Annotated in this window: 19 protein-coding genes and 1 pseudogene; 12 read left to right on the top strand and 8 right to left on the bottom strand. The window is 58.2% G+C overall.

What is annotated here, in order from left to right; genetic code table 11:
* Nucleotides 1–7: 7 nt before the first annotated feature.
* Entirely contained in the window at nucleotides 8–1,024 is a 1,017-nt protein-coding gene (gene ilvC, locus BLU75_RS25450) for a ketol-acid reductoisomerase (protein WP_084379571.1), read from the bottom strand.
* A 123-nt stretch (nucleotides 1,025–1,147) separates the two neighbouring features.
* Here ilvC and BLU75_RS25445 point away from each other — a divergent pair, with 123 nt between their 5' ends.
* Both BLU75_RS25445 and BLU75_RS25440 read left to right on the top strand, forming a co-directional pair.
* A complete protein-coding gene (locus BLU75_RS25445) occupies nucleotides 1,148–1,867 on the top strand; it encodes a GntR family transcriptional regulator (RefSeq protein ID WP_197676945.1) in 720 nt (239 codons plus the stop codon).
* A 134-nt stretch (nucleotides 1,868–2,001) separates the two neighbouring features.
* Entirely contained in the window at nucleotides 2,002–2,610 is a 609-nt protein-coding gene (locus BLU75_RS25440; RefSeq protein WP_084379572.1) for a hypothetical protein, read from the top strand.
* A 122-nt stretch (nucleotides 2,611–2,732) separates the two neighbouring features.
* On the opposite strand, the gene BLU75_RS25435 is transcribed toward BLU75_RS25440, so the two are convergent.
* Entirely contained in the window at nucleotides 2,733–3,506 is a 774-nt protein-coding gene (locus BLU75_RS25435) for a helix-turn-helix transcriptional regulator (protein WP_084379573.1), read from the bottom strand.
* Nucleotides 3,507–3,724: 218 nt separating this feature from the next.
* Here BLU75_RS25435 and BLU75_RS25430 point away from each other — a divergent pair, with 218 nt between their 5' ends.
* The 9 genes from BLU75_RS25430 (at nucleotide 3,725) to pqqE (ending at nucleotide 12,696) form a co-directional block, all read left to right on the top strand.
* Entirely contained in the window at nucleotides 3,725–4,186 is a 462-nt protein-coding gene (locus BLU75_RS25430) for an Lrp/AsnC family transcriptional regulator (protein WP_084379627.1), read from the top strand.
* A 167-nt stretch (nucleotides 4,187–4,353) separates the two neighbouring features.
* Nucleotides 4,354–6,036 carry a flavin monoamine oxidase family protein gene (locus tag BLU75_RS25425; protein ID WP_084379628.1) on the top strand — a complete coding sequence of 561 codons (1,683 nt, stop codon included), beginning with the start codon at nucleotides 4,354–4,356 and terminating at the stop codon, nucleotides 6,034–6,036.
* 11 nt (nucleotides 6,037–6,047) lie between these two features.
* A complete protein-coding gene (locus BLU75_RS25420; protein ID WP_084379574.1) occupies nucleotides 6,048–6,842 on the top strand; it encodes a carbon-nitrogen hydrolase family protein in 795 nt (264 codons plus the stop codon).
* A gap of 48 nt (nucleotides 6,843–6,890) precedes the next feature.
* Nucleotides 6,891–9,317 carry a pyrroloquinoline quinone biosynthesis protein PqqF gene (pqqF, locus tag BLU75_RS25415; protein WP_084379575.1) on the top strand — a complete coding sequence of 809 codons (2,427 nt, stop codon included), beginning with the start codon at nucleotides 6,891–6,893 and terminating at the stop codon, nucleotides 9,315–9,317.
* Nucleotides 9,318–9,475: 158 nt separating this feature from the next.
* Entirely contained in the window at nucleotides 9,476–9,550 is a 75-nt protein-coding gene (gene pqqA, locus BLU75_RS25410; RefSeq protein ID WP_003194766.1) for a pyrroloquinoline quinone precursor peptide PqqA, read from the top strand.
* 76 nt (nucleotides 9,551–9,626) lie between these two features.
* Nucleotides 9,627–10,538 carry a pyrroloquinoline quinone biosynthesis protein PqqB gene (gene pqqB / locus BLU75_RS25405; RefSeq protein ID WP_084379576.1) on the top strand — a complete coding sequence of 304 codons (912 nt, stop codon included), beginning with the start codon at nucleotides 9,627–9,629 and terminating at the stop codon, nucleotides 10,536–10,538.
* Nucleotides 10,539–10,548: 10 nt separating this feature from the next.
* Nucleotides 10,549–11,301 carry a pyrroloquinoline-quinone synthase PqqC gene (pqqC, locus tag BLU75_RS25400; protein ID WP_084379577.1) on the top strand — a complete coding sequence of 251 codons (753 nt, stop codon included), beginning with the start codon at nucleotides 10,549–10,551 and terminating at the stop codon, nucleotides 11,299–11,301.
* Nucleotides 11,298–11,573 (top strand): pyrroloquinoline quinone biosynthesis peptide chaperone PqqD, encoded by a 276-nt coding sequence (gene pqqD / locus BLU75_RS25395; protein ID WP_084379578.1) that lies wholly within the window; start codon nucleotides 11,298–11,300, stop codon nucleotides 11,571–11,573. The genes pqqC and pqqD overlap by 4 nt, the downstream gene beginning before the upstream one ends.
* A complete protein-coding gene (gene pqqE, locus BLU75_RS25390; RefSeq protein WP_373863651.1) occupies nucleotides 11,515–12,696 on the top strand; it encodes a pyrroloquinoline quinone biosynthesis protein PqqE in 1,182 nt (393 codons plus the stop codon). Before pqqD ends, pqqE begins: the two co-directional genes overlap by 59 nt.
* A gap of 4 nt (nucleotides 12,697–12,700) precedes the next feature.
* Here the strand turns inward: pqqE and BLU75_RS25385 are convergent, their stop codons facing one another.
* Nucleotides 12,701–12,859, bottom strand: a complete 159-nt coding sequence (locus BLU75_RS25385; protein ID WP_033050408.1) for a YqaE/Pmp3 family membrane protein — start codon at nucleotides 12,857–12,859, stop codon at nucleotides 12,701–12,703.
* Nucleotides 12,860–13,083: 224 nt separating this feature from the next.
* Complete coding sequence (locus BLU75_RS25380) at nucleotides 13,084–14,364, bottom strand: aspartate aminotransferase family protein (RefSeq protein ID WP_090221588.1); 1,281 nt, start codon at nucleotides 14,362–14,364, stop codon at nucleotides 13,084–13,086.
* A 218-nt stretch (nucleotides 14,365–14,582) separates the two neighbouring features.
* Between BLU75_RS25380 and BLU75_RS25375 the strand changes: the two genes are divergently transcribed.
* Complete coding sequence (locus BLU75_RS25375) at nucleotides 14,583–15,503, top strand: LysR family transcriptional regulator (protein ID WP_084379581.1); 921 nt, start codon at nucleotides 14,583–14,585, stop codon at nucleotides 15,501–15,503.
* A 226-nt stretch (nucleotides 15,504–15,729) separates the two neighbouring features.
* Here the strand turns inward: BLU75_RS25375 and BLU75_RS25370 are convergent, their stop codons facing one another.
* The 4 genes and pseudogenes from BLU75_RS25370 to BLU75_RS25355 form a co-directional block, all read right to left on the bottom strand.
* Nucleotides 15,730–17,508 (bottom strand): acyl-CoA dehydrogenase C-terminal domain-containing protein, encoded by a 1,779-nt coding sequence (locus BLU75_RS25370; protein ID WP_084379582.1) that lies wholly within the window; start codon nucleotides 17,506–17,508, stop codon nucleotides 15,730–15,732.
* A 129-nt stretch (nucleotides 17,509–17,637) separates the two neighbouring features.
* Nucleotides 17,638–19,422 (bottom strand): acyl-CoA dehydrogenase C-terminal domain-containing protein, encoded by a 1,785-nt coding sequence (locus tag BLU75_RS25365; protein ID WP_084379583.1) that lies wholly within the window; start codon nucleotides 19,420–19,422, stop codon nucleotides 17,638–17,640.
* 90 nt (nucleotides 19,423–19,512) lie between these two features.
* Nucleotides 19,513–20,805, bottom strand: coding sequence for a GGDEF domain-containing protein (locus tag BLU75_RS25360; protein ID WP_084379584.1), 1,293 nt, complete (start codon nucleotides 20,803–20,805; stop codon nucleotides 19,513–19,515).
* 198 nt (nucleotides 20,806–21,003) lie between these two features.
* Nucleotides 21,004–22,810, bottom strand: a pseudogene (locus tag BLU75_RS25355) (phenylacyl-CoA dehydrogenase).
* Between the last annotated feature and the right edge of the window lie 272 nt (nucleotides 22,811–23,082).

The raw sequence follows: 23,082 nt of genomic DNA, 5'->3' as shown, positions 1-23,082 counted from the left end.
TTGAGATTCAGTTGTGAGCTTTATCAACCAAGGCTGAGGCCTTGATCCAAGGCATCATTGCCCTGAGCTGCTCACCCACAACTTCAATCGGATGACGTTTGAGTTGATTTCTGCGAGCAGTTAGCAGTGAGTTACCAGCCTTGCTTTCAAGGATGAATTGTTTCGCGTACGAACCATCTTGAATGAACGCTAGAACCTCACGCATGGCTTGCTTGGTTTCAGCAGTCACAATCTTGGGCCCAGAGACGTATTCGCCAAACTCAGCATTATTAGAGATGCTGTAGTTCATGTTAGAGATGCCACCCTCGTAGAGCAGATCCACGATCAATTTCAACTCATGCAGGCACTCGAAGTAAGCGAGCTCTGGGGAATACCCGGCCTCTACCAAAACCTCAAAGCCGCCTTTGATAAGCTCTACCGCACCGCCGCACAAAACTACCTGTTCACCAAAGAGGTCGGTTTCTGTCTCCTCCCGGAAATCGGTTTCGATGATGCCTGCCTTGCCGCAACCAATGGCCGAGGCATAAGCCAGTGCCAGATCCTTGGCAAGATCGGAAACGTTTTGAGAAATGGCGATCAGGGCTGGCACGCCACCACCCGCCGCGAATGTAGAGCGTACAGTGTGCCCTGGTGCTTTAGGTGCAACCATGAATACGTCGAGGTCAGCCCGTGGCGTCACCTGACCATAGTGGACGTTGAAGCCATGGGCAAAGACCAGTGCCGCACCTTTACGAATGGCGGGCTCAACTTCGTCTGTATAGACCTGGGCAATGGACTCGTCGGGAATGAGCATGACCACCAGATCTGCACCACTTACAGCTTCGCCGACTTCCATTACTGACAGACCAGAAGCAGCTGCTTTTGCCCAAGAAGCCCCACCTGCTCGTAGGCCAACGACAACATCAATGCCACTGTCTCGCAGATTCAGCGCTTGGGCATGCCCCTGCGAACCGTAACCGATAACCGCTACTCGCCTGCTTTCTAGCAGAGCCAGGTCTGTGTCTTTGTCATAAAACACTTTCATTGGAAATCCTCGTCTGTTTTCTATATTCTACATACTGTGTTCTGTATACAGATAAGCCATTCTTGGCCTGCCTACCAAGATTGTCAAGCCACCCCGTTGGAATCATTCTGGAGAACGTGGACAATGACCATCGCAATCAAGCCACCGAAGGCACCACTGAACGCCATGACTACTAAGCTGCAGAGGATTCAAGTACGCCCGGACTATGTAGACGAGGTCTACAAGGCGCTTCTAGACGCGATCAGTGATGGAACGATGGCCCCTGGGGTTCGATTTACCCAAGAAGAAATCGCGGAACAGATGCATGTCTCGCGATCTCCAGTGCTCCAAGCCATTCGTCTGCTGAAAAAGGACGGTTTGGTTCAGGACGCTCCTGGTAAAGGGGTGCTGGTAACTCCTTTGACCGTTGAGTCAATCAGTAATCTCTATCTGATAAGGGGAGCTCTGGACAACTTGGCAGCAAAAATGGCGGCTGAGAAGCGCCATGAGATGGACCCAGGTATTATCGAGAACGGCCGGCGCGTTGCGAAGGGTAAAGATCTGAAAGCGATGGTCGATGCGGACGTTGCATTTCATCACGACATATACGCGGCTTCGGGAAATCCTTTGATCGCGGAGAGCGCTCAGGTCTATTGGGTGCACCTGCGTCGCGCAATGGGGACAGTGCTGCAATCCTCCGCGTCTCAGCGTCAGTCAATCTGGGATGAACATGAGGCAATCGCAAAAGCCATTGCTGAAGGTGACTCGAAAAAGGCTGGCGAACTTTCTGATGTTCACACTACCAAAGCGAGAGAATATCTCGCCTCAAGACTTGATGAATATCTGGGGCAGCGCGATCAGTAACTTGTGATCTTGCGAGCTAGCCGCTAGAGCCTAAGCCTGGTTGGGGCCGTCAACGTCGATACAGACCCAGTACATCTGGTGATTTTTGCTGCATGAAAAAAAGACCCAACCGACAAAGGAAAAAGGACTGAAACATGCAAAGAATAGACGTTCTTAAAAAGCTCAAACTGGCACATGACGAATATTTCAAATTATTATTGAGCACCTACCCGACGAAGCAGCCCATCACGGAGCACTCAGGTTTTGGTGATCCACGGGCGTGCGAGCTGGCGACAGAGGCCCAAGCATGCCTTATAGCGTTAGGATCAAGTGCGCAAAACCGCATGATCCGGTTAGGTTTCGACTTGCTATACCCATACAACAACATAGTAGATCAGTATAACTGGCGCTCAAAAATAATCGCTGACAATATAAGCTTTACGACATTCGCATCCATTGCCATAAGAATTGACTCTGAAATAGACATCATCGAGAAACTGATTTCGATGGAGCAGTCTGAAAACTACGACACGATTCCAGAGAGCTTGTTTACTCAATCGAAGTCTCGCTACACGCGAACCCCATCACCCGATCTCGACCTTGACATCAACCGCCCGCCACCATCGTCTGATGGAAGCCCTGACCTTATAAAAGAAGATGCCGACGCCGAAGCAATAAACCAAATCAGGAAACTCGAACAAAAAAGCAACATACTCTCTAACCTGGCAACGGTAGCCACCTCAATAAAAACGCTTTTTCTTTAGGTAAACTTATCACAACCCCTAAAACTTATAAAATTCGAAAAATGGACCGCGAAAGAAGAGCGGATTTTTCTGCTTGAAAAATGTGCCAGCCCTTTCTTATTACTTTTGTGGCATCCCCCAAATTATTTCTCCGACAACCTTAAGCCCCAGCGTTTATTGGACGCTTCGCTTTCGCTAAACCACCTGGCGAATACCTCTTGGCATTCCCAGTCCGTACACCGATGAAATTCATCCTGATTATAGTAAGTTCCACGCCGCATCAGTTCCCAGGCACGGCGCGTAACCTTTAAGACCCTTACATCCTTATAAGAAGCGCCTCGCCTCAATAAAGCCTGGATTAATATTTGAATATTTATCTGGCCGCCGCCGCTAGAAGCAAACGAGCACAACAAATCTCCAATTACGATTTTCGAAAACGCACCTTCACTTCTCTCAAAAGCAATTTTACAAAATAGCTCACTTCTCTCGTCAGGACAGCAGAGCACAACGGGGTTATAACCTTGCGAGAGGTAGCGTTCAACTTCAAACTCACACAAGTGAAAACTCGAAAAAATGCTTTCACTGACCCCATCCAGATACGCTGGTCTGACAGAAAAACATGCTTCAAATTTCTTCAAGAGTGGAAGGGGAAACTCTTCGACACCTGACTCATACTTTTCGAGATCAGAAACCTTTTTAATCTCTAAGATTTCACTTAGCTGCCTCAAGCTCAAATTCAAGATATCGGTGCGTATGAAGCTTATTTTTTCTCCGACCGCCAACGCATATGAAGAGTCCTCCAGTACAAGCGGCCGCATGTCTTGCGGGCAAGGCAGGTTTTGCTTTCGACTTCTACGCTCTTTTAACCAATCGGATAGGAGAGTCGCCCCTATACCGGAAAACAGCCATTCGACCATAAGGATCTTCCTCAGAACTTTTTCTTCTTAGCACCTTGACCGTATCCAATGCACAAAAAAGCATTGGCAGAAATACACCCCATCCAGATCCCTGGCAGGTACATAGGCGCCACACAAACCGGTTTTAAAGCTTTACACCTATATATGCGTGAGATCCAGCAGCAGCACGCATGAGCCTGTAACATGCTCCCTCATTGCCGCCCGCGTCGGAGACCAACTTGTCCGTCAACCGCCCTCCCGTCCTTGATGAAATCGACCGGCAGTTGATCGCTGCCTTGCAGATCAACGCCCGCGAAAGCGTCGCCATGCTTGCCCGGCAGTTGGGCATCGCCCGTACCACGGTGACATCTCGCCTGGCACGCCTGGAAAAAACCCAGGTCATCACCGGCTATGGCGTGCGCCTCGGGCAGCGCGTGGTGGATGGCGGGTTGCAGGCGTATGTGGGGATCACCGTACAACCGCGCTCGGGCAAGGAAGTGCTGCGGCGTCTCAGTGCCATGGCCCAGGTTCAGCAGCTGTGCGCGGTCAGCGGCGAGTTTGATTATGTGGCCTGGTTGCGCACCGATTCGCCGGAACAGCTGGATCAACTGCTGGACCAGATCGGCAGTGTCGATGGCGTGGAAAAAACCACCACTTCGATCATCCTCAGTAACAAATTGGATCGTGGACAACCAATTTGACCGATAGCTTCGTCACTCTGACTAAAAACAATTCATTTCGACAACACTTTGCGTCTTATTAACGAACAAGACGCTCCCTAAACTGGCTGCCATCTTTTCCTATACTCCACGGGCCATTTCCCGCCGAGTCGTCAGCAAGGTCAGCCATGAGCATTCCTTCCAGCACCATCAGCAAAACCAATCGCCACCCTGCAGATGGTAAAAAACCCATCACCATCTTCGGCCCGGACTTCCCGTTCGCCTTCGATGACTGGATCGAACACCCTGCCGGGCTGGGCAGTATTCCCGCCGCCAAACATGGCGCGGAAGTGGCGATTGTCGGTGCCGGGATCGCCGGACTGGTGGCGGCCTATGAGTTGATGAAACTCGGCCTCAAGCCCGTGGTGTACGAAGCCTCGAAAATGGGCGGTCGCCTGCGTTCACAGACCTTTGAAGGCGCTGACGGCATCATCGCGGAACTCGGCGGCATGCGTTTCCCTGTGTCCTCCACGGCGTTCTACCATTATGTGGACAAACTGGGTCTTGAGACCCGGCCTTTCCCCAATCCGCTGACCCCGGCATCCGGCAGCACCGTGATCGACCTGGAGGGCCAAACCCACTACGCACAGAAACTATCCGATCTTCCCGCGCTGTTTCAGGAAGTGGCTGACGCCTGGGCCGACGCCCTGGAAGCCGGCTCGCAATTCGGCGATATCCAGCAAGCAATCCGCGACCGCGACGTACCGCGCCTCAAAGAGCTGTGGAACAAGCTGGTTCCGTTGTGGGACGACCGCACCTTTTACGATTTTGTCGCCACCTCGAAAGCCTTCGCCAAACTGTCGTTCCATCACCGCGAAGTGTTCGGTCAAGTGGGGTTCGGCACCGGCGGCTGGGACTCGGACTTTCCCAACTCGATGCTGGAGATCTTCCGCGTGGTGATGACCAATTGCGATGATCACCAGCACCTGGTGGTGGGCGGTGTGGCGCAAGTGCCCATGGGCATCTGGCGCCACGTGCCGGAGCGCTGCGCGCATTGGCCGCAAGGCACCAGCCTGAGTTCGCTGCACCATGGCGCACCGCGGGCCGGGGTCAAGCGGATTGCCCACGCCGCCGATGGCCGTTTCGCAGTGACCGACAACTACGGCGACACCCGGGAATACGCGGCAGTCCTGACCACCTGCCAGAGCTGGCTGCTGACCACCCAGATCGAATGCGACGAAACCCTGTTCTCGCAGAAGATGTGGATGGCCCTGGACCGCACGCGCTATATGCAATCCTCGAAGACTTTCGTCATGGTCGACCGGCCATTCTGGAAAGACAAAGACCCCGAAACCGGCCGCGACCTAATGAGCATGACCCTCACCGACCGCTTGACCCGTGGCACCTACCTGTTCGATAACGGCGACGACAAGCCGGGCGTCATCTGCCTGTCCTACTCGTGGATGAGCGACGCCCTGAAGATGCTGCCGCAACCCATCGAAAAGCGCGTAAAACTGGCCCTCGACGCACTGAAAAAGATCTACCCGAAAGTCGATATTGCGGCGCGCATCATTGGCGACCCGATCACCGTATCCTGGGAAGCCGATCCGCACTTTCTCGGGGCGTTCAAAGGTGCATTGCCGGGCCACTACCGCTATAACCAACGGATGTACGCGCACTTCATGCAAAAGGACATGCCGGCGGAGCAACGGGGGATTTTCATCGCCGGTGACGACGTGTCCTGGACCCCGGCATGGGTCGAAGGCGCGGTGCAGACCTCGCTGAACGCGGTGTGGGGAATCATGACCCACTTTGGCGGCAGCACTCACCCAGAGAACCCAGGGCCAGGCGATGTGTTCGACGACATCGGGCCAATTGCCCTGGCCGAATAAGGAGCCAAGCCATGCGTGTCGCCCTGTACCAATGTCCGCCGTTGCCGCTGGACGTGGAGGCTAATCTCACGCGCCTGCACCAGATAGCACTGGAGGCCGGCGACGTCGATTTGCTGGTATTGCCGGAGATGTTCCTGACCGGCTACAACATCGGTTTCGAGGCGGTGGGTGCCCTGGCTGAAGCCCAGGATGGCGAATCCGCGCAGTACATTGCCAATCTGGCGCAAAGCTGTGGCTTGGCGATTCTCTACGGCTACCCGGAACGGGCCGAGGATGGGCAGATCTACAACGCCGTGCAGTTGATCGACGCCAACGGCCAACGCCTGTGCAACTACCGCAAGACGCACCTGTTCGGCGATCTTGATCATTCGATGTTCAGTGCCGGCGACGACGAGCTCCCCATTGTCGAGCTGAACGGCTGGAAGCTCGGCTGTCTGATCTGCTACGACCTGGAGTTTCCGGAAAATGCCCGACGCCTGGCCCTGGCCGGCGCGCAATTGATCCTGGTGCCGACCGCCAATATGGTGCCGTTCGACTTTGTCGCCGAGGTCACCGTGCGGGCACGGGCCTTTGAAAACCAGTGCTACGTGGCCTACGCCAATTACTGCGGGCACGAAGGCGAGATTCAATATTGTGGACAAAGCAGCATTGCCGCGCCCAATGGGGATCGCATCGCCCTGGCTGGGCGGGATGAAGCCTTGATAATCGGGACCCTGGAACACCAATCGATCCTTCTCGCCCGCGCCGCCAATCACTACCTGCAAGACCGGCGACCCGAGCTCTACAGCGCGCTTCACAAGCCCTGATCCGGCGGGTTTGCTAGCATAGGCACTTCCTACCTTTCGGAAGTGCTCATGCCTGCGCCGGCCCACCCTCATTTCCTGCACCTGACCCTGGCCAACGGCCTGCAGGTTTTCCTGCACCATGCGCCACGCCTCAAGCGCTGCGCGGCGGCCTTGAGGGTCGCTGCCGGCAGCCATGACGTGCCATTGGCCTGGCCGGGGCTGGCGCACTTTCTTGAACATCTGTTGTTTCTCGGTACCGAGCGCTTTGCGACGAATCAAGGGCTGATGGCCTACGTGCAACGCCATGGCGGACAGGTCAATGCCAGCACTCGCGAACGCACGACCGACTTTTTCTTTGAAGTGCCCACCTCAGCCTTCAGCGCTGCGCTGGAACGCCTGGGCGATATGCTGACTCATCCGCGCCTGGCGCTGGACGATCAGATGCGGGAGCGTGAAGTGCTGCAGGCGGAATTCATCGCCTGGTCCCAGGATGCCCAGGCGCAACACCAACGGACGGTGTTGGAAGGCTTGGCGGCCAATCATCCGCTGCGTGGCTTTCACGCTGGCAATCGCGACAGCTTGCCGGTCCCGCGTGAGGATTTTCAGCAGGCGCTGCATGATTTTTATGAAGGTTTCTATCAGAGCGGGCAAATGACCTTGAGCCTTGCCGGTCCGCAATCTCTGGAAGCACTGCAGGCGCTGGCCGAGCAGTTCAGCGTAGGCCTGCGGTCCGGGCCGCTACGCCCTCAGGAAACGCCACCGGCGTTGATGAACGGTGATAAATCGAGCTTCCAATATGCGGACACACAGCATCTGCACCAGCTCATTGCCTGCAATGCGCCCCGTGAAGCGCTGGACTTTCTCTGTACCTGGCTCAATGCCTCGGCCCCGGGTGGACTGTTTGCCGAACTGAAGGCCAGACAATGGGTGACGGCGCTGGAAGCAAAGGTGCTGTACCAGTTCTCCGGGCAGGCACTGTTGGATATTGACTTCACCTTGGGGGCCAACGGCGCGCAACAGGCCACACAGATCGAAGCACTTTTGTACGACTGGCTCAGCTTTTTCACACATTGCGACTGGCGTGCCTTGCGGACCGAATACCAACGGTTGGTCAGTCGCCAGCAACAGATCCGCGGCGCCCTCGCATTGGCGCGTCACGCCACGGAAAACCTCGCACCGCAACTGTCCGACCAGCATTGCCACGCGCTCAAGGCATTGCTCAACGCACTGCACCTGGCGCCCGCCACAATCAGTTGGCAGCTCCCACCCGACAACCCATTTTTGCAACCGCCCGCCAGAGCGGAGCGTACAGGTCTGATTCGCGGCCAAACCAGCGCCCATCGCGGCCTGCGGACCTTTGCCCAGGACCGCTCGCGCGGCAGACGGGAGCTGACTGCCCTGACTTTCAGCCACGCTCTGCCGGATGACATCGACGAAGGCGCGCTTTACCTGCGCTGGCAGCTGGATTCGCCGCTGCAAACAGATTTCTTCCTGCGCCTGGCACACACCTTGGGGCCGTTGCGGGAAAACGCCCGTCAGGCAGGCGTCGACTTGTCCTTCGAGGCATCCGGCAATGCCTGGCAGCTGAAAATGAGCGGGCTTCATGAACCCATGCCGGCCATACTGGAACAGCTTGCTCGCAGCCTGGTCCAGCCCGACGAACAGCTTTGGCAAACAGCGCTGCCCCGCCCTGCGCCCATGATTGCGCTCCGTGAGTTGCTCAAGGCCCTGCCGGTCTGTTGTGCCGGAGTTCAGCCCGGTATGACTGCGGCGCATCTCGGTGATCTGCCCGGTGTATGGTCAAACGCACGCTGGCAAGGACTTGCAGCGGGTTTGCCGACTGCTTGTGAACAGGCCATCCGGCACGCGGCGGCGCGTCTTCCGGGACAATCGGCGACGCTTGACGAGCACCCGCCGTCCTTCCACGGCCAACACCTCTGGCATGAAGTGAGCACCGATTCCAGCGACGCCGCCTTGCTACTCTTTTGTCCGGCACCGACACCAAGCCTGGCCGACGAAGCCGCCTGGCGACTGCTCGCACATGTGGTGCAAGCACCGTTCTATCAGCGCCTGCGGGTCGAACAGCAAGTGGGCTACGCGGTGTTCAGCGGCATCCGACAAATCAACGGACAAACCGGCCTGCTGTTTGGCGTGCAATCGCCCAGCGTGGCGCTGGAGGGCATCCTCGAACAGGTGCAGACATTCCTCACACAACTGCCTGACTTGATCGACACTCAGGAGGATCCAGGCTGCCTGGCCCTGGCCGAGCAGTTCTCGCCACAGGCATTACCCACCGCTCAAGCTGCCGAGCTGCTCTGGCAGGCACAGCTGGCGAGCCATCGGTCGGATTACCTGGAGCAGCTCCAACAGTTGATCAAAACCTGTAGCCGTGAGGACCTGTTGAACGCTGCACAGTCGCTCAACCAAGCCGCAGGCGGCTGGCGCTGTGTGGCCAACGGCGCGCCCGTGACAGGCGCGTGGCTCCCGGCGGGCTAATCATTGCCGATGCTGCAACAGGCTTTTTCTGTCGAGACAGCGCTAACCTGTGAATAATTGCGTAATATTCCCTACGCGCACCTGAACATCTCCGGTAGGAGATGGACTATATGTATCAGTTAGTAGTAAATATCCCATCCCTTCGTAGGAGTATGAACATGACTTGGTCCAAACCTGCTTACACTGATCTGCGTATCGGCTTTGAAGTCACCATGTACTTTGCCAGCCGCTGATTGGCTTTGTATTGCACTGCAACGCCTCGGCTCGCCGGGGCGTTTTTATTTTTGAGTCTTGTGTAGAGGAACGGCGATGTTTGTCCAGATTCTAGGTTCCGCCGCCGGCGGCGGTTTCCCGCAGTGGAACTGCAACTGCGTGAACTGCGCGGGTTTTCGTGACGGCAGCCTGCGTGCTCATGCGCGCACTCAGTCGTCCATCGCGATTTCCGACGACGGGGTGAACTGGGTACTGTGCAACGCCTCCCCGGATATCCGTGCCCAACTGCAGAGTTTCGCGCCGATGCAACCCGGCCGCGCCCTGCGCGACACCGGTATCAGCGCAATCATCCTGATGGACAGCCAGATCGACCACACCACCGGTCTGCTGAGCCTGCGCGAAGGCTGCCCGCATCAAGTGTGGTGCACCGACATGGTTCATGAAGACCTGAGCACCGGATTCCCGCTGTTCAGCATGCTGACCCATTGGAACGGCGGCCTGACCTGGAATCGCATCGAGTTGGACGCAAGCTTTACCATCCCAGCCTGTCCCCACCTGCGCTTCACACCGCTACCGCTGCGCAGCGCCGCGCCGCCCTACTCGCCGCACCGTTTCGATCCGCACCCTGGCGATAACATCGGCTTGATCGTCGAAGATCTGCGCAGTGGCGGCAAACTGTTCTACGCCCCTGGCCTGGGCAAGGTGGACGACCCCCTGTTGAACATCATGGCCGCCAGCGACTGCCTGCTGGTGGACGGCACGATGTGGGACGACGACGAAATGCAACGTCGCGGCGTAGGCACCCGGACCGGCCGTGAAATGGGCCACTTGGCGCAAAACGGCCCAGGTGGCATGTTGGAAGTGCTCGAACAGCTGCCAAAGCAACGCAAGGTGCTTATCCACATCAACAACACCAACCCGATTCTCGACGAAGACTCAACCGAGCGCGCCGAACTGGCACGGCGCAATGTTGAAGTGGCCTACGATGGCATGAGCATTGAGTTGTAGGAGCAAACCCATGACCGAACAACCGCTGTCCCCTACTGAGTTTGAACAGGCCTTGCGGGCCAAGGGCGCTTTCTACCATATCCATCACCCTTATCATGTGGCGATGTACGAAGGGCGCGCCAGCCGCGAACAGATCCAGGGTTGGGTCGCCAATCGCTTCTATTACCAAGTCAACATTCCCCTCAAGGACGCTGCGATCCTGGCCAATTGCCCGGACCGGGAAATCCGTCGCGAGTGGATTCAACGCCTGCTCGACCACGATGGGGCACCTGGCGAAGACGGTGGTATCGAAGCCTGGCTGCGCCTGGGTCAAGCGGTTGGCCTGGACCCGGACCAATTGCGCTCCCAGGAACTGGTACTGCCCGGCGTGCGTTTTGCCGTCGATGCCTATGTCAACTTTGCCCGCCGCGCCAGTTGGCAGGAAGCAGCCAGCAGCTCGCTGACCGAACTGTTCGCCCCGCAGATCCACCAATCGCGGCTCGATAGCTGGCCCCAGCATTACCCGTGGATCGACCCCACCGGTTACGAATATTTCCGCACGCGCCTGGGCCAGGCTCGACGTGATGTCGAACACGGACTGGCCATCACGCTGCAGCACTACACCACCCGCGAAGGCCAGGAGCGCATGCTGGAAATTCTCCAGTTCAAACTGGACATCCTGTGGAGCATGCTTGATGCCATGAGCATGGCCTACGAACTGAAACGCCCGCCGTATCACAGCGTGACCGAGCAACGGGTCTGGCATAAGGGAATCAACTTATGAGTATCGACCGCAGCAAAAAACCGACCTGGCGCCAAGGCTACCGTTACCAGTACGAACCCGCACAAAAAGGCCACGTACTGCTGTACCCGGAAGGCATGATCAAGCTCAACGAAAGTGCCGCGCTGATTGGCGGCTTGATTGATGGCGAGCGTGATGTGGCAGCGATTGTCGCTAAACTGGAGGAGCAATTCCCCGGTGTGCCTGAACTCGGTGATGACATCGAGCAATTCATGGAGGTCGCCCGTGCACAGCACTGGATCGAACTTGCCTGACAAACCCGAAATTGGCCTGCCGCTGTGGCTGCTGGCGGAGCTGACCTATCGCTGCCCGCTGCAATGCCCGTATTGCTCCAACCCGCTGGATTTTGCGGAGCAAGGCAAGGAGCTGAGCACCGAGCAATGGATCAAGGTATTTCGTGAAGCAAGGGAAATGGGCGCTGCACAACTGGGTTTTTCCGGCGGCGAACCGCTGGTGCGCCAGGACCTCGCCGAGCTGATTGGCGAGGCCCGCAAGCTGGGGTTCTATACCAACCTGATCACCTCCGGTATCGGCCTCACCGAGCAGAAGATCAGCGACTTCAAGAAAGCCGGCCTCGATCATATCCAGATCAGCTTTCAGGCCAGCGACGAACAGGTGAATAACCTGTTGGCCGGCTCGAAAAAAGCCTTTGCGCAAAAGCTGGAAATGGCCCGCGCGGTAAAAGCCCATGGTTATCCGATGGTGCTGAACTTCGTCACGCATCGGCACAATATCGACAAGATCGACCGCATCATCGAGCTGTGCATCGCGCTTGAGGCCGACTTCGTCGAACTCGCCACCTGCCAGTTTTATGGCTGGGCCCAGCTCAATCGTGTCGGCTTGCTGCCGACCCAGGAGCAACTGACCCGCGCCGAACGCATCACCAACGAGTACCGCGCCAAACTGGAAGCCGAAGGTCATCCGTGCAAACTGATCTTCGTCACCCCGGACTACTACGAAGAACGCCCCAAAGCCTGCATGAACGGCTGGGGCAGTATCTTTCTGACGGTGACGCCGGACGGTACAGCGCTACCCTGCCACGGCGCCCGACAGATGCCGGTGCAGTTTCCCAATGTGCGCGATCACACCATGCAACACATCTGGTACGACTCGTTCGGCTTCAACCGTTTTCGTGGCTATGACTGGATGCCCGAGCCGTGCCGCTCCTGCGACGAGAAGGAAAAGGACTTTGGCGGCTGCCGTTGCCAGGCGTTCATGCTGACCGGTGACGCCAGCAATGCCGACCCGGTGTGCAGCAAATCCGCCGATCACGGCATTATCCTCAACGCCCGCCTCGAGGCCGAACAGGCCACGCAGACCATCGAGCAATTGGCCTTTCGCAACGAGCGAAATTCACGCCTGATTGCCAAAGGCTGACGGTTTAGCGTTTGGCGATGATGTAGACCGCATGCACGATGCCCGGGATGTAGCCGCACAGCGTGAGCAAAATATTCAGCCAGAACGCGCCGCCGAAACCCACTTGCAGGAACACGCCCAAGGGCGGCAACAGAATAGCGATGATGATTCGAATGATGTCCATGGGTTCAGCTCCTGAAAATCGGCTCGTGTGAGCCGTACAGCTAATCGACCTTGAGCATTCGTGAGGGTTCAGTGGAATCTGGCACGCGGCCAGCGCTCTCTTCAGGCAAGGATTTCCAAGCCGTGTTTCTGCACGATGAAAACCCTCGAGACAAAAAAACGCCCCAGCCAAACAAACCAGGCTGGGGCGCCGCGTATACCGCGAGACGGTTCAGGATTGCGGGGTTAAACGGCGATGCCTTTGCGGCATTGCACTTGGGCGGTGTGGACGCGGGCGAAGGCGCGGGTCAGGCGCAAGAGCATTTCGTCGATGTTGCTTTTGCTGACGGTCAGCGCCGGGGTGAAGCGCAAGCAATCGGGTTGCGCAGCGTTGAGGATCAGGCCTTCGTGCAGCGCTGCCTTCACTAGCGCGTCTGCCGAGTCATTTGACACCGACAGGCCCCACAGCAGGCCTTGACCACGCAGTTCGCCCTGGCCGTAGCGGCGCGCAAGGCGTGCCAGCCCTTCGCCCAGGTACTGGCCATTAGCACGCACATGGTTTAGAAAGTTGCTGTCCAGCACGGCGTCGAGCACGGCGACCCCGGCAGCCGCCATCAAGGCGTTGCCGTGATGAGTGCCTTCCAGCTCGCCCCACTCAAAACAACAGGCTTTGCCCCGGGCCAGCAAGGCGGCCAATGGCACGCCGCCGCCCAGGCCTTTGCCGAGGGCGATGATGTCGGCACGCACGCCATAGCGCTGCTCCGCGAGCAAGCTGCCGCAGCGGCCGATTCCGCTCTGCACTTCATCGAGGATCAACAGGATCCCCAGTTCGCGGCACAGCCGTTCGACACCCTTGAGATATTCTTCGCGCGCCGGGATGACGCCGGCCGCGCTCTGGATCGGCTCCAGCATGATTGCCACCGTTTGTGCATCCACCGCTGCATGCAGCGCGGGCAGGTCATTGAACGGGACATGGCTGAAGCCAGGCAATTGCGGTTCGAAACGGTTCTGGCGCGCATCCGCCGACGCCGCCAACGCACCCAGGCTGCGACCGTGACACGCGCTGCTGGCGGTGATGATGTGGTGAGCGCCGCCGCGATGCAGTTGGCCCCACTTGCGCGCCAGTTTGATCGCCGCCTCACAGGCTTCCGCGCCGGTGTTGAGCACATAGGCCTGGTCGCTGCCAGTGCTGTGGCACAGGCGGTCAGCCAAATTCAACCGAGCGCGGTTGTGCAGGCCGTTACCTGGGTTAATCAGCGCTTGCGCCTGGTCCGCCAGGGCAGCGACCAGCGCCGACGGACTGTGTCCCAGGCTATTGGCGGCGCCGCCCTGGGAAAAATCGAGATAGGCGCGATCATCGCTGTCCCACAGCCAGGAACCCTGGCCACGCACAAATACCTGGGACGGTCGGTCCACGCTAGGCATCAGACACTGGGTGGACGGGTTATCGCGCAGCGTCACGGGCTGGGACTCCAGGATCAGGTCGTCAAGGCTGGGGCCGGGGCGACGCAGGTTAAACAGATTCATGCGCGTCCCCCCGTCAGCCATAATCGGTGCCGTCTGGCAACCGCCTGTGTACAGACTTCACCCCTGAGGTATTTTGTCCTGCCTATGTAAACACCATCGACGCAAACGCTATTCATCGTGCAATCTGGCCCTGTAAGCCGTGTGATTAGGCGCTAGACTAGGCGCCTCGGGGGCGCACAGCCATTTCGATTTTCCAGCTTTTTCGATAAGCATTACTTATGGATTTCAAGCAACTGCGTTATTTCGTCGCGGTGTATGAAGAAGGCCACGTAGGCCGCGCCGCCGAGCGCCTGTCGATCTCCCAGCCGGCGCTGTCGCAACAGATCCGCCAGCTCGAACAAAACCTCGATGTGAGCCTGTTCGAGCGCAGCAGCAAACGGCTGCTACCGACCTTGGCTGCCCATACCCTGTATAACCACGCCTTGCCGCTGCTCGACGGCATGCAACAGGCGATCGAGGCCCTGCGTAACTTCAAGGGCCAGGCGTTGCGCACCTTGGCCATCGGCGTGCTGCAAACCGTGCACACCAGCCTTGTCCCAAAAATGCTGGAACGCGTGCGCAAAGCCCAACCGCACCTGGTCGTGCAAATCTATGAGTTGACCGGACTTGAGATCGAGCGACGCTTGCTCAATGGCTCGCTGGACATCGGCATCAGTTACCTGCCGCCACGCCAACCCGGCTTGCACGGTGTGCTGTTGTACGAAGATGAACTGAAGGTTGTGATACCAGTTGAACATCCACTGCGCGAATTCAAGAAAGTCTCCCTGAAGCAGGCCGCCGAATTGCCCATGCTATTACTTGGCGAGGAGTTTCAAATCAGGCAGATCTGGCAAGCTCAACTGGCCAACCTCGGACGCCGGCCACAGGTACAGGCTGAGCTGAATACCATGGTCGGGATTCTCGACAGTCTGCCCCATACCAGGCTGGCCACCGTACTGCCCGGGCGTTCTCAGGACGAGCACAGCCACCAGGCATTGCTATGGAAACCCTTGAGTGAACCGCGGGTGCCATTGAAAGTGGGGTTGGTGTGTCGGGATGTGCAGCGGCAACAGGCAACACTGAAGTTGTTGCGCACCTTGCTCGAAGACGTGATGAATGGCCCGCATGGACCGATGGCGCCACTGGACGGGCTGACCTGAACTTTTTCGCGGACCAAAGAAAACCCCGCCGAAGCGGGGCTTTGCAGACTGTTTCCCTGACATCCATTTCACTCCGCCATCCTGGCAGAATCCTACGTGTCCGTGTTGTTGCTTTGCGCTTCCTGCGCGACGTCCATGTGAAGTAGATTAACCGTGGATCCAATGTGGCGATAGAGGACGAACAGCAGCACGTCATGTAAGAGAATGCTTACAAACCCTTCCTACCCTAGAACTGCGCTTCGTCCAGCAGGAACAACGATTCACTGCCAGCTTTTACCGAAGCACTCAAGGAGTGAATGCGCGGCAACAGACGGGCAAAATAGAAACGCGCAGTGCCCAGCTTGCTGGCGTAGAAATCCTCTTGGGCTTCTTTCCCCAAAGCCGCCTTGGCCATCAGCGCCCACATGTAGGCGTAGGCCATGTAACCGAATGCATGCAGATATTCCACCGAAGCCGCGCCGATTTCATTCGGATTGTGCTTGGCGCGATCCAGGACCCACGCGGTCAACGCATCAAGCTCATCCACCGCGGCGCTCAGCGGCTTGGTGAACTCGGCCAGGTCTGGGTTGGACGTGGCGATGAAGTGGCGAACCTCATCGGCGAACAAGGTGTAGAACGCCCCGCCGCTGCCCACGATCTTGCGCCCCACCAAGTCCAGGGCCTGAATGCCGTTAGTGCCTTCGTAGATCTGGGTGATACGCACATCACGCACCAGTTGCTCCTGGCCCCATTCGCGGATGTAGCCATGGCCGCCGAAAATCTGCTGGCCGTGAACGGTGGTTTCCAGGCCCAGGTCGGTCAGGAACGCTTTGGACACAGGTGTCAGCAACGCCACCAGGTCATCCGCGCGTTTACGGGTGGCCGCGTCTTCGCTGAACTTGGCCGTGTCCAGTTGCATCGCCACGTAGGTGGAGAACGCACGACCGCCTTCGTTCGCGGCTTTCATGGTCAACAGCATGCGACGCACATCCGGGTGGACGATGATCGGGTCAGCGATCTTGTCCTTGGCCTTGGGGCCGGTGGGTGAACGGCTTTGCACACGGTCACGGGCGTATTCAATCGCGTTCTGGTAGGAACGCTCACCGGACGCCAGCCCCTGAATACCGACGCCCAGACGCTCGTAGTTCATCATAGTGAACATCGCCGCCAGGCCACGGTTCGGTTCGCCGACCAGATAGCCGACGGCTTCGTCGAAGTTCATCACACAGGTCGCTGACGCCTGAATCCCCATTTTGTGCTCGATGGAACCGCAGCTCACCGGGTTACGCGCACCGAGGCTGCCATCGGCATTGACCAGGAATTTGGGCACCAGGAACAACGAGATGCCCTTGGGCCCCGCCGGGGCGTCCGGCAGTTTGGCCAGCACCAGATGGATAATGTTGTCGGTGAGGTCGTGCTCGCCACCGGTGATAAAAATTTTGGTCCCACTGACCTTGTAGGAGCCGTCCGCCTGAGGCTCGGCCTTGGTGCGGATAATCCCCAGGTCGGTGCCGGCATGGGGCTCGGTCAGACACATGGAACCGGCCCACACGCCGGAGTACATGTTCGGCAGGTAGGTGGCTTTCAGTTCGTCACTGGCGTGGGTGTTGATCGACACACAGGCGCCGGACGTCAGCATCGGGTACAGGCCGAACGCCAGCCCCGAAGAGTTGATCATTTCCTCGACCTGGGCCGAAACCGCCTTGGGCATGCCCATGCCGCCGTAGGCTGGATCGCCGCCCACGCCCACCCAGCCACCCTCGGCGTAGGTTTTGTAGGCTTGCTGGAAACCCGCCGGCGTGGTGACCACGCCGTTGTCCCAGCGGCAACCTTCCTCGTCGCCGTCGCGGCTCAGCGGCGCGATGGTCTTGGCGGTGACTTTGCCGGCTTCCTCAAGGATCGCCTCGACGGTTTCAGCGTCGACGGTGTCTGCCAGGGCCGGCAGTTGTGCCCACAACTTGGCGACCTCGAATACTTCGTTGAGGACGAAGCGCATATCGCGCAGCGGCGCTTTGTAGTCAGCCATGGCAAACCTCGTGAGAACGTTAAAAGTGATTCGGTAGGATCGGTTTCATAGACCCCGAGTGTAACCGAACAACTTTTGCGACACATAGGGTCTGCTTGTGACTGATTGGTATTTTTTAGTCACTTCCCGTTATAGCGCAAACAACTCCGCCGGCAGGCTCATCAGGCATTCGCTGCCCGCTTCCACCGCCGCTCGATGGGTTGCGGTGCGCGGCAACAGGCGTTTGAAGTAGAACTCACACGTGGCCAGCTTGCCACGGGCGTAGTCAGGGTCGCCGCTGCCATTGTCTATCTGCGCCTGGGCGACCAGCGCCATGCGCAGCCACAGGTAGCCGAGGATGATGTAGCCGCTGTACATCAAATAATCGAGGGCCGCGGCACCGACCTCATCGGGATTCTTCATCGCCGCCATGCCGACCTTGGCCGTCAGTTCGCCCCATTGCTGATTCAACTGATTGAGCTTCGCGACCTGGACTTTCAACTGCGGATGCTCGGCATTGGCGGCACAGAATTTATGCACGATTTTGGTGAAGCCACGCAACAACTTGCCCTGGCTACCTAGCACCTTACGACCCAGCAAGTCCAAGGCCTGTATGCCGTTGGTGCCTTCGTAGATCGGCGCAATCCGACAATCGCGGACCAACTGCTCCATGCCCCATTCGCGAATAAAACCGTGACCACCAAACACCTGCATGCCGTGATTGGTCACCTCCAGCCCGGTTTCGGTCATGAAGGCTTTGCAGATCGGCGTGAGAAACGCCAACAGATCCTCGGCCTCCTGGCGCTGATCCGGATCGGCACTCAGGTGCGCCGTGTCCAGCAGCTGTGCGGTGAAATAGGCCAACGCGCGATTGCCTTCGTTGAAGGCTTTCATGGTCAGCAACATGCGCCGCACATCGGGGTGCACGATGATCGGGTCGGCGGCCTTGTCCGGCGCTTTCGGCCCCGTCAGGGAGCGCATCTGCAGGCGATCATTGGCGTATTTGACCGCGCCCTGGAAGCTCGCCTCGCCATTGCACAAGCCCTGCATGCCGGTGCCCAGGCGTGCGTGATTCATCATGGTGAACATGCAGTTGAGGCCTTTGTTCGCCTCGCCGATCAAATACCCCTCGGCGCCATCGAAGTTCAGCACACAGGTGGCAGACGCCTTGATCCCCATCTTGTGCTCGATGGAGCCGCAACTCACCCCGTTGCGCTCACCCGACTCCGGCAGAAACTTGGGTACGATAAACAGCGAGATTCCCTTGGTGCCGGCCGGCGCATCCGGCAATTTGGCCAGCACCAGGTGGATGATGTTCTCACTCATGTCGTGCTCGCCGGCCGAGATGAAGATCTTGCTGCCGGTCAGCGCATAACTGCCATTGGCCTGGGGCACGGCGCGGGTCTTGATGATGCCCAGGTCCGTGCCGCAATGGGCTTCGGTCAGGCACATGGTGCCCGTCCATTGGCCGGCAGTCAGTTTGGTCAGATAGGTGTCTTTCTGGGCCTGGCTGCCATGAGCGTGAATCGCCGACATGGCACCGTGGGTCAGGCCGGGGTACATGCCCCACGACGTGTTGCTGGAGCCGATCATCTCGCTCAACACCAAGCCCAGGGACGACGGCAAGCCCTGCCCGCCATAGGCCGGGTCTGCTGCCACGCCGTGCCAGCCGCCTTCGACGTATTGCGCAAACGCTTCCTTGAAGCCCTTGGGCGTGGTCACCACACCGTTATCAAAATGGCAGCCTTCTTCATCCCCAGAACGATTCAACGGAGAGAGCACGTTTTCGCAGAACTTGGCGCCTTCTTCGAGAATAGCGCCGACCATGTCCGGACTGGCGTCGGTAGCGCCCAGTCCAGCGTAGTGGCCATGAAAGTCAAAGACATGATCGATCAGAAAACGCATGTCACGCAGGGGAGCTTTATAGTCGGGCATGGTGATATCTCCGGCGGCAGATGGCTCCAAGCTACTGCCGCGCGACACCCTGGACAATCACTGTACAGGCGCTGAATACATCACCATCACTCAACCGGCAGCGCTTTGCATACGCACTGCACCGCGGCGGTTCTGGCCAGCGGCTAGCACGCAGTTACGCCCCGCGCCCTTAGCGTTGTATAGCGCCTGGTCGGCGCACTTGAGCACCTCTTCCGGCGTGCGCTGCTCGGACTGGCGTTCGGCCACGCCAATGCTCACCGTCACTGAAACACTGGTAGCACCGCTGCCCGCACGGCGCTGCCGGCCCTGGTGATCGTCCAGGGGTCGACTGTCCAGGCTGCGTAACTTGATGTGGTAGTGGGCGATGACTTCGCGGATCTGTTCCAAATGCGGCATGCATTCATCCAGGGTCTTGCCGGCAAACACCACGGCAAACTCTTCACCACCGTAGCGATAGGCTCGACCGCCGCCGCCGACTTTCGACAATTTGCTGGCCACTAGCCGCAGTACCTGGTCACCCACGTCATGTCCATGGGTATCGTTGAAACGCTTGAAGTGATCAACGTCACCCATGGCCAGCACATAATTGCGCCCCAGGCGCTGCATCCGCTCATTCAGCGCACGTCGCCCCGGCAGACCGGTCAGCTCATCGCGAAAGGCCATCTGATAAGCCTCATGGGCGACACCCGCGGCGATCATCAGCATTACCTGGCTGCACATAATGTTCAGCGTAAACGGCAGGATAAAGGTCTGGGGCAACATCCAGAACATTCCCAGCAACCCCACCAACTGTGCCGCATGCAGGGGTCTTGGCTCGCGCCAGTACTGCAATGCCAGCGCAATGAAACCCAACACGAACATCGGGTAGGACAGTTGGATCAAACTCATCCAGGTACCATGCAACGCCGGCCAACGAATCTCCGCCAGCCAGTTCAACAGCGCCTGGGGATAGCTTTGTTCAAGGGCCAGGGCAACGCCGCCCAAGGCCAGCACCACAGCGCACCGAGCGACAAAGTCGCGAAACAGGTGGGTTTTCTCCTGCCACAACGCGTAAACGCTGAACAGCAGCGGCAGCAGCAGACACACCAGATGGAACGCCACGGCAGCGTCATCTCGCACCCGGCCGTTATCCCGGTAGAAATCGGTCTGGGTATCCAGCAGGAAATAGGCGATGTACACGCTGATCATCAGAAACAGTTCACGCTGACGACGGTACACCGCGCAATACGCACCGCCCAGCAGCAACACCAGGGTCGGCAGCACGTTGAACAGCGAGGTGAAGAAAACGTTGAGGTCCTTGGCGTACGCAGCCGCCACCCCCGCCAGCAATAACAGCAACGATGGTAGGAAATGGCTGAAACGTACAGCAGACGCGCGCGACAAGGGTAAAGCTCCGACCCACAAAAAATGGCAAAATGCCTTCACCTCAGCCAGTTAAGCACACTCGCTGTGACGTGTATCACATTGCCATCACTGTAACGGCAGCAAAACCCGATCCCTGAGCGCGCAACTCAGTTTTTTCGCTCAAAAAAAACCGCCGCTCCCGAAAGAGCGGCGGTCTTGGCGTGAACCGGCTAGGACTTAGTAGCCCAGGTCGAAGTTCTCTTCTTTCATGTCCATCAGGTTGTTGGCGCCCGACAGCATAGTCGCGACATGAGTGCGGGTACGCGGCAGGATGCGCTGGAAGTAGAAACGCGCCGTCTGCAGCTTGGCGGTGTAGAACGCCTCTTCGCTGGTACCGGCAGCCAGTTTCTCGGCAGCCAGGCGTGCCATGTCAGCCCAGAAGTAAGCCAGGCAGGCATAGCCGGAGTACATCAGGTAGTCCACCGACGCCGCACCGACTTCTTCACGATCCTTCATCGCCGCCATGCCGACCTTCATGGTCAACTCGCCCCATTCCTTGTTCAGTGCGGCCAGCGGTGCAACGAACTCTTGGACCGCTTCGTTGCCTTCGTTGGCCTGGCAGAACTTGTGCACGATCTTGGTGAAGCCCTTGAGCGCTTCGCCCTGGGTCATCAGCACCTTACGGCCGAGCAAGTCCAGCGCCTGAATCCCGGTGGTGCCTTCGTACAGCATCGAGATACGGCTGTCGCGAACGTTCTGCTCCATGCCCCACTCGGCAATAAAGCCGTGACCGCCGTAGATTTGCACGCCGTGGTTGGCGGACTCGAAACCGACTTCGGTCATGAACGCCTTGGCAATCGGGGTCATGAAGGCCAACAGCGCATCAGCCTGTTTCTTGGCTTCTTCGTCGGTGCCGTACTTGACCACGTCCACTTGCTTGGCGGTGAAGTACACCATCGCACGGTTACCTTCGGCGAAGGCTTTCATGGTCAGCAGCATGCGGCGTACATCAGGATGCACGATGATCGGGTCGGCCGCCTTGTCCGGCGCTTTCGGGCCCGTCAGGGAACGCATTTGCAAGCGATCACGCGCATATTTCAGACCGCCCTGAAAACCGATCTCGGCGTGGGCCAGGCCTTGCAGCGCGGTCCCCAGGCGAGCGGTGTTCATGAAGGTGAACATGCAGTTCAGGCCTTTGTTCGCCGGGCCGATCAGGAAACCGGTGGCCGCGTCAAAGTTCATCACGCAAGTGGCGTTACCGTGGATACCCATTTTGTGTTCCAGGGAACCACAGGACACGGCATTGCGCTCACCCACCGAACCGTCGGCGCCAGGCAGAAACTTTGGCACGATAAACAGCGAGATGCCTTTGGTGCCGGCCGGCGCATCCGGCAGGCGAGCCAGCACGATATGGACGATGTTGTCGGCCATGTCGTGTTCACCGGCCGAGATGAAGATCTTGGTCCCGGAAACCTTGTAGGAACCGTCGGCCTGAGGTTCGGCCTTGGTGCGCAGCATGCCCAGGTCGGTACCGCAGTGCGGTTCGGTCAGGCACATGGTGCCGGTCCACTCGCCCGATACCAGTTTGGTCAGGTAAGCGTCTTGCTGCTCGGGCGTGCCGTGCTCGGAAATGGTGTTCATCGCGCCATGGGACAGGCCTGGGTACATGCCCCACGACCAGTTAGCTTCGCCGACCATCTCGCTGACGGCCAGGCCCAGGGATTCCGGCAGGCCTTGGCCGCCGTGTGCAACGTCGTGGGCCAGGCTCGGCCAGCCGCCTTCGACGAATTGCTTGTAGGCTTCTTTGAAACCAGCGGGGGGTTTTAACGCCTGACTCGCTCCAGGTACACCCTTCGATGTCACCCACGCGGTTCAGCGGTGCCAGCACTTGCTCACAGAACTTGGCGCCTTCTTCGAGAATGGCGTCAACCATGTCCGGGGTAGCGTCCTGGCAAGCCGGCAGACTCTGATAGTGCGCTTCGTAGCCGAGCAGTTCGTCACGAACGAAGCGAATATCACGCAAGGGGGCCTTGTAGTCAGGCATAGCGATAAACCTCTGCTGATGAATCCTGGAATGAACAACCGCGTGGATTTGTTATAGCGGTCAAACAGTTGTTTGAAACATACGTTTACGACCAATCCTTGTCAAGCGCCCTTCGGCTGCCGTCTGTCTTGACGGGGGTCAATAGCAGGCACGACGAGGCCTGCAGCGCAATGCCGCATCAAATTTCAAAGTTGAAAGCTGCCAGTAGGGCTAATACAGGTATGTGGGAGCGAGCGTGCTCGCGAAAAACGTCAACGATAATGCGTGCATTC

This window comes from Pseudomonas mucidolens, assembly GCF_900106045.1.
Classification (GTDB): domain Bacteria; phylum Pseudomonadota; class Gammaproteobacteria; order Pseudomonadales; family Pseudomonadaceae; genus Aquipseudomonas; species Aquipseudomonas mucidolens.
Note: the sequence above shows the minus strand (reverse complement) of the source record. Positions and strands in the feature narration are given on the sequence as shown.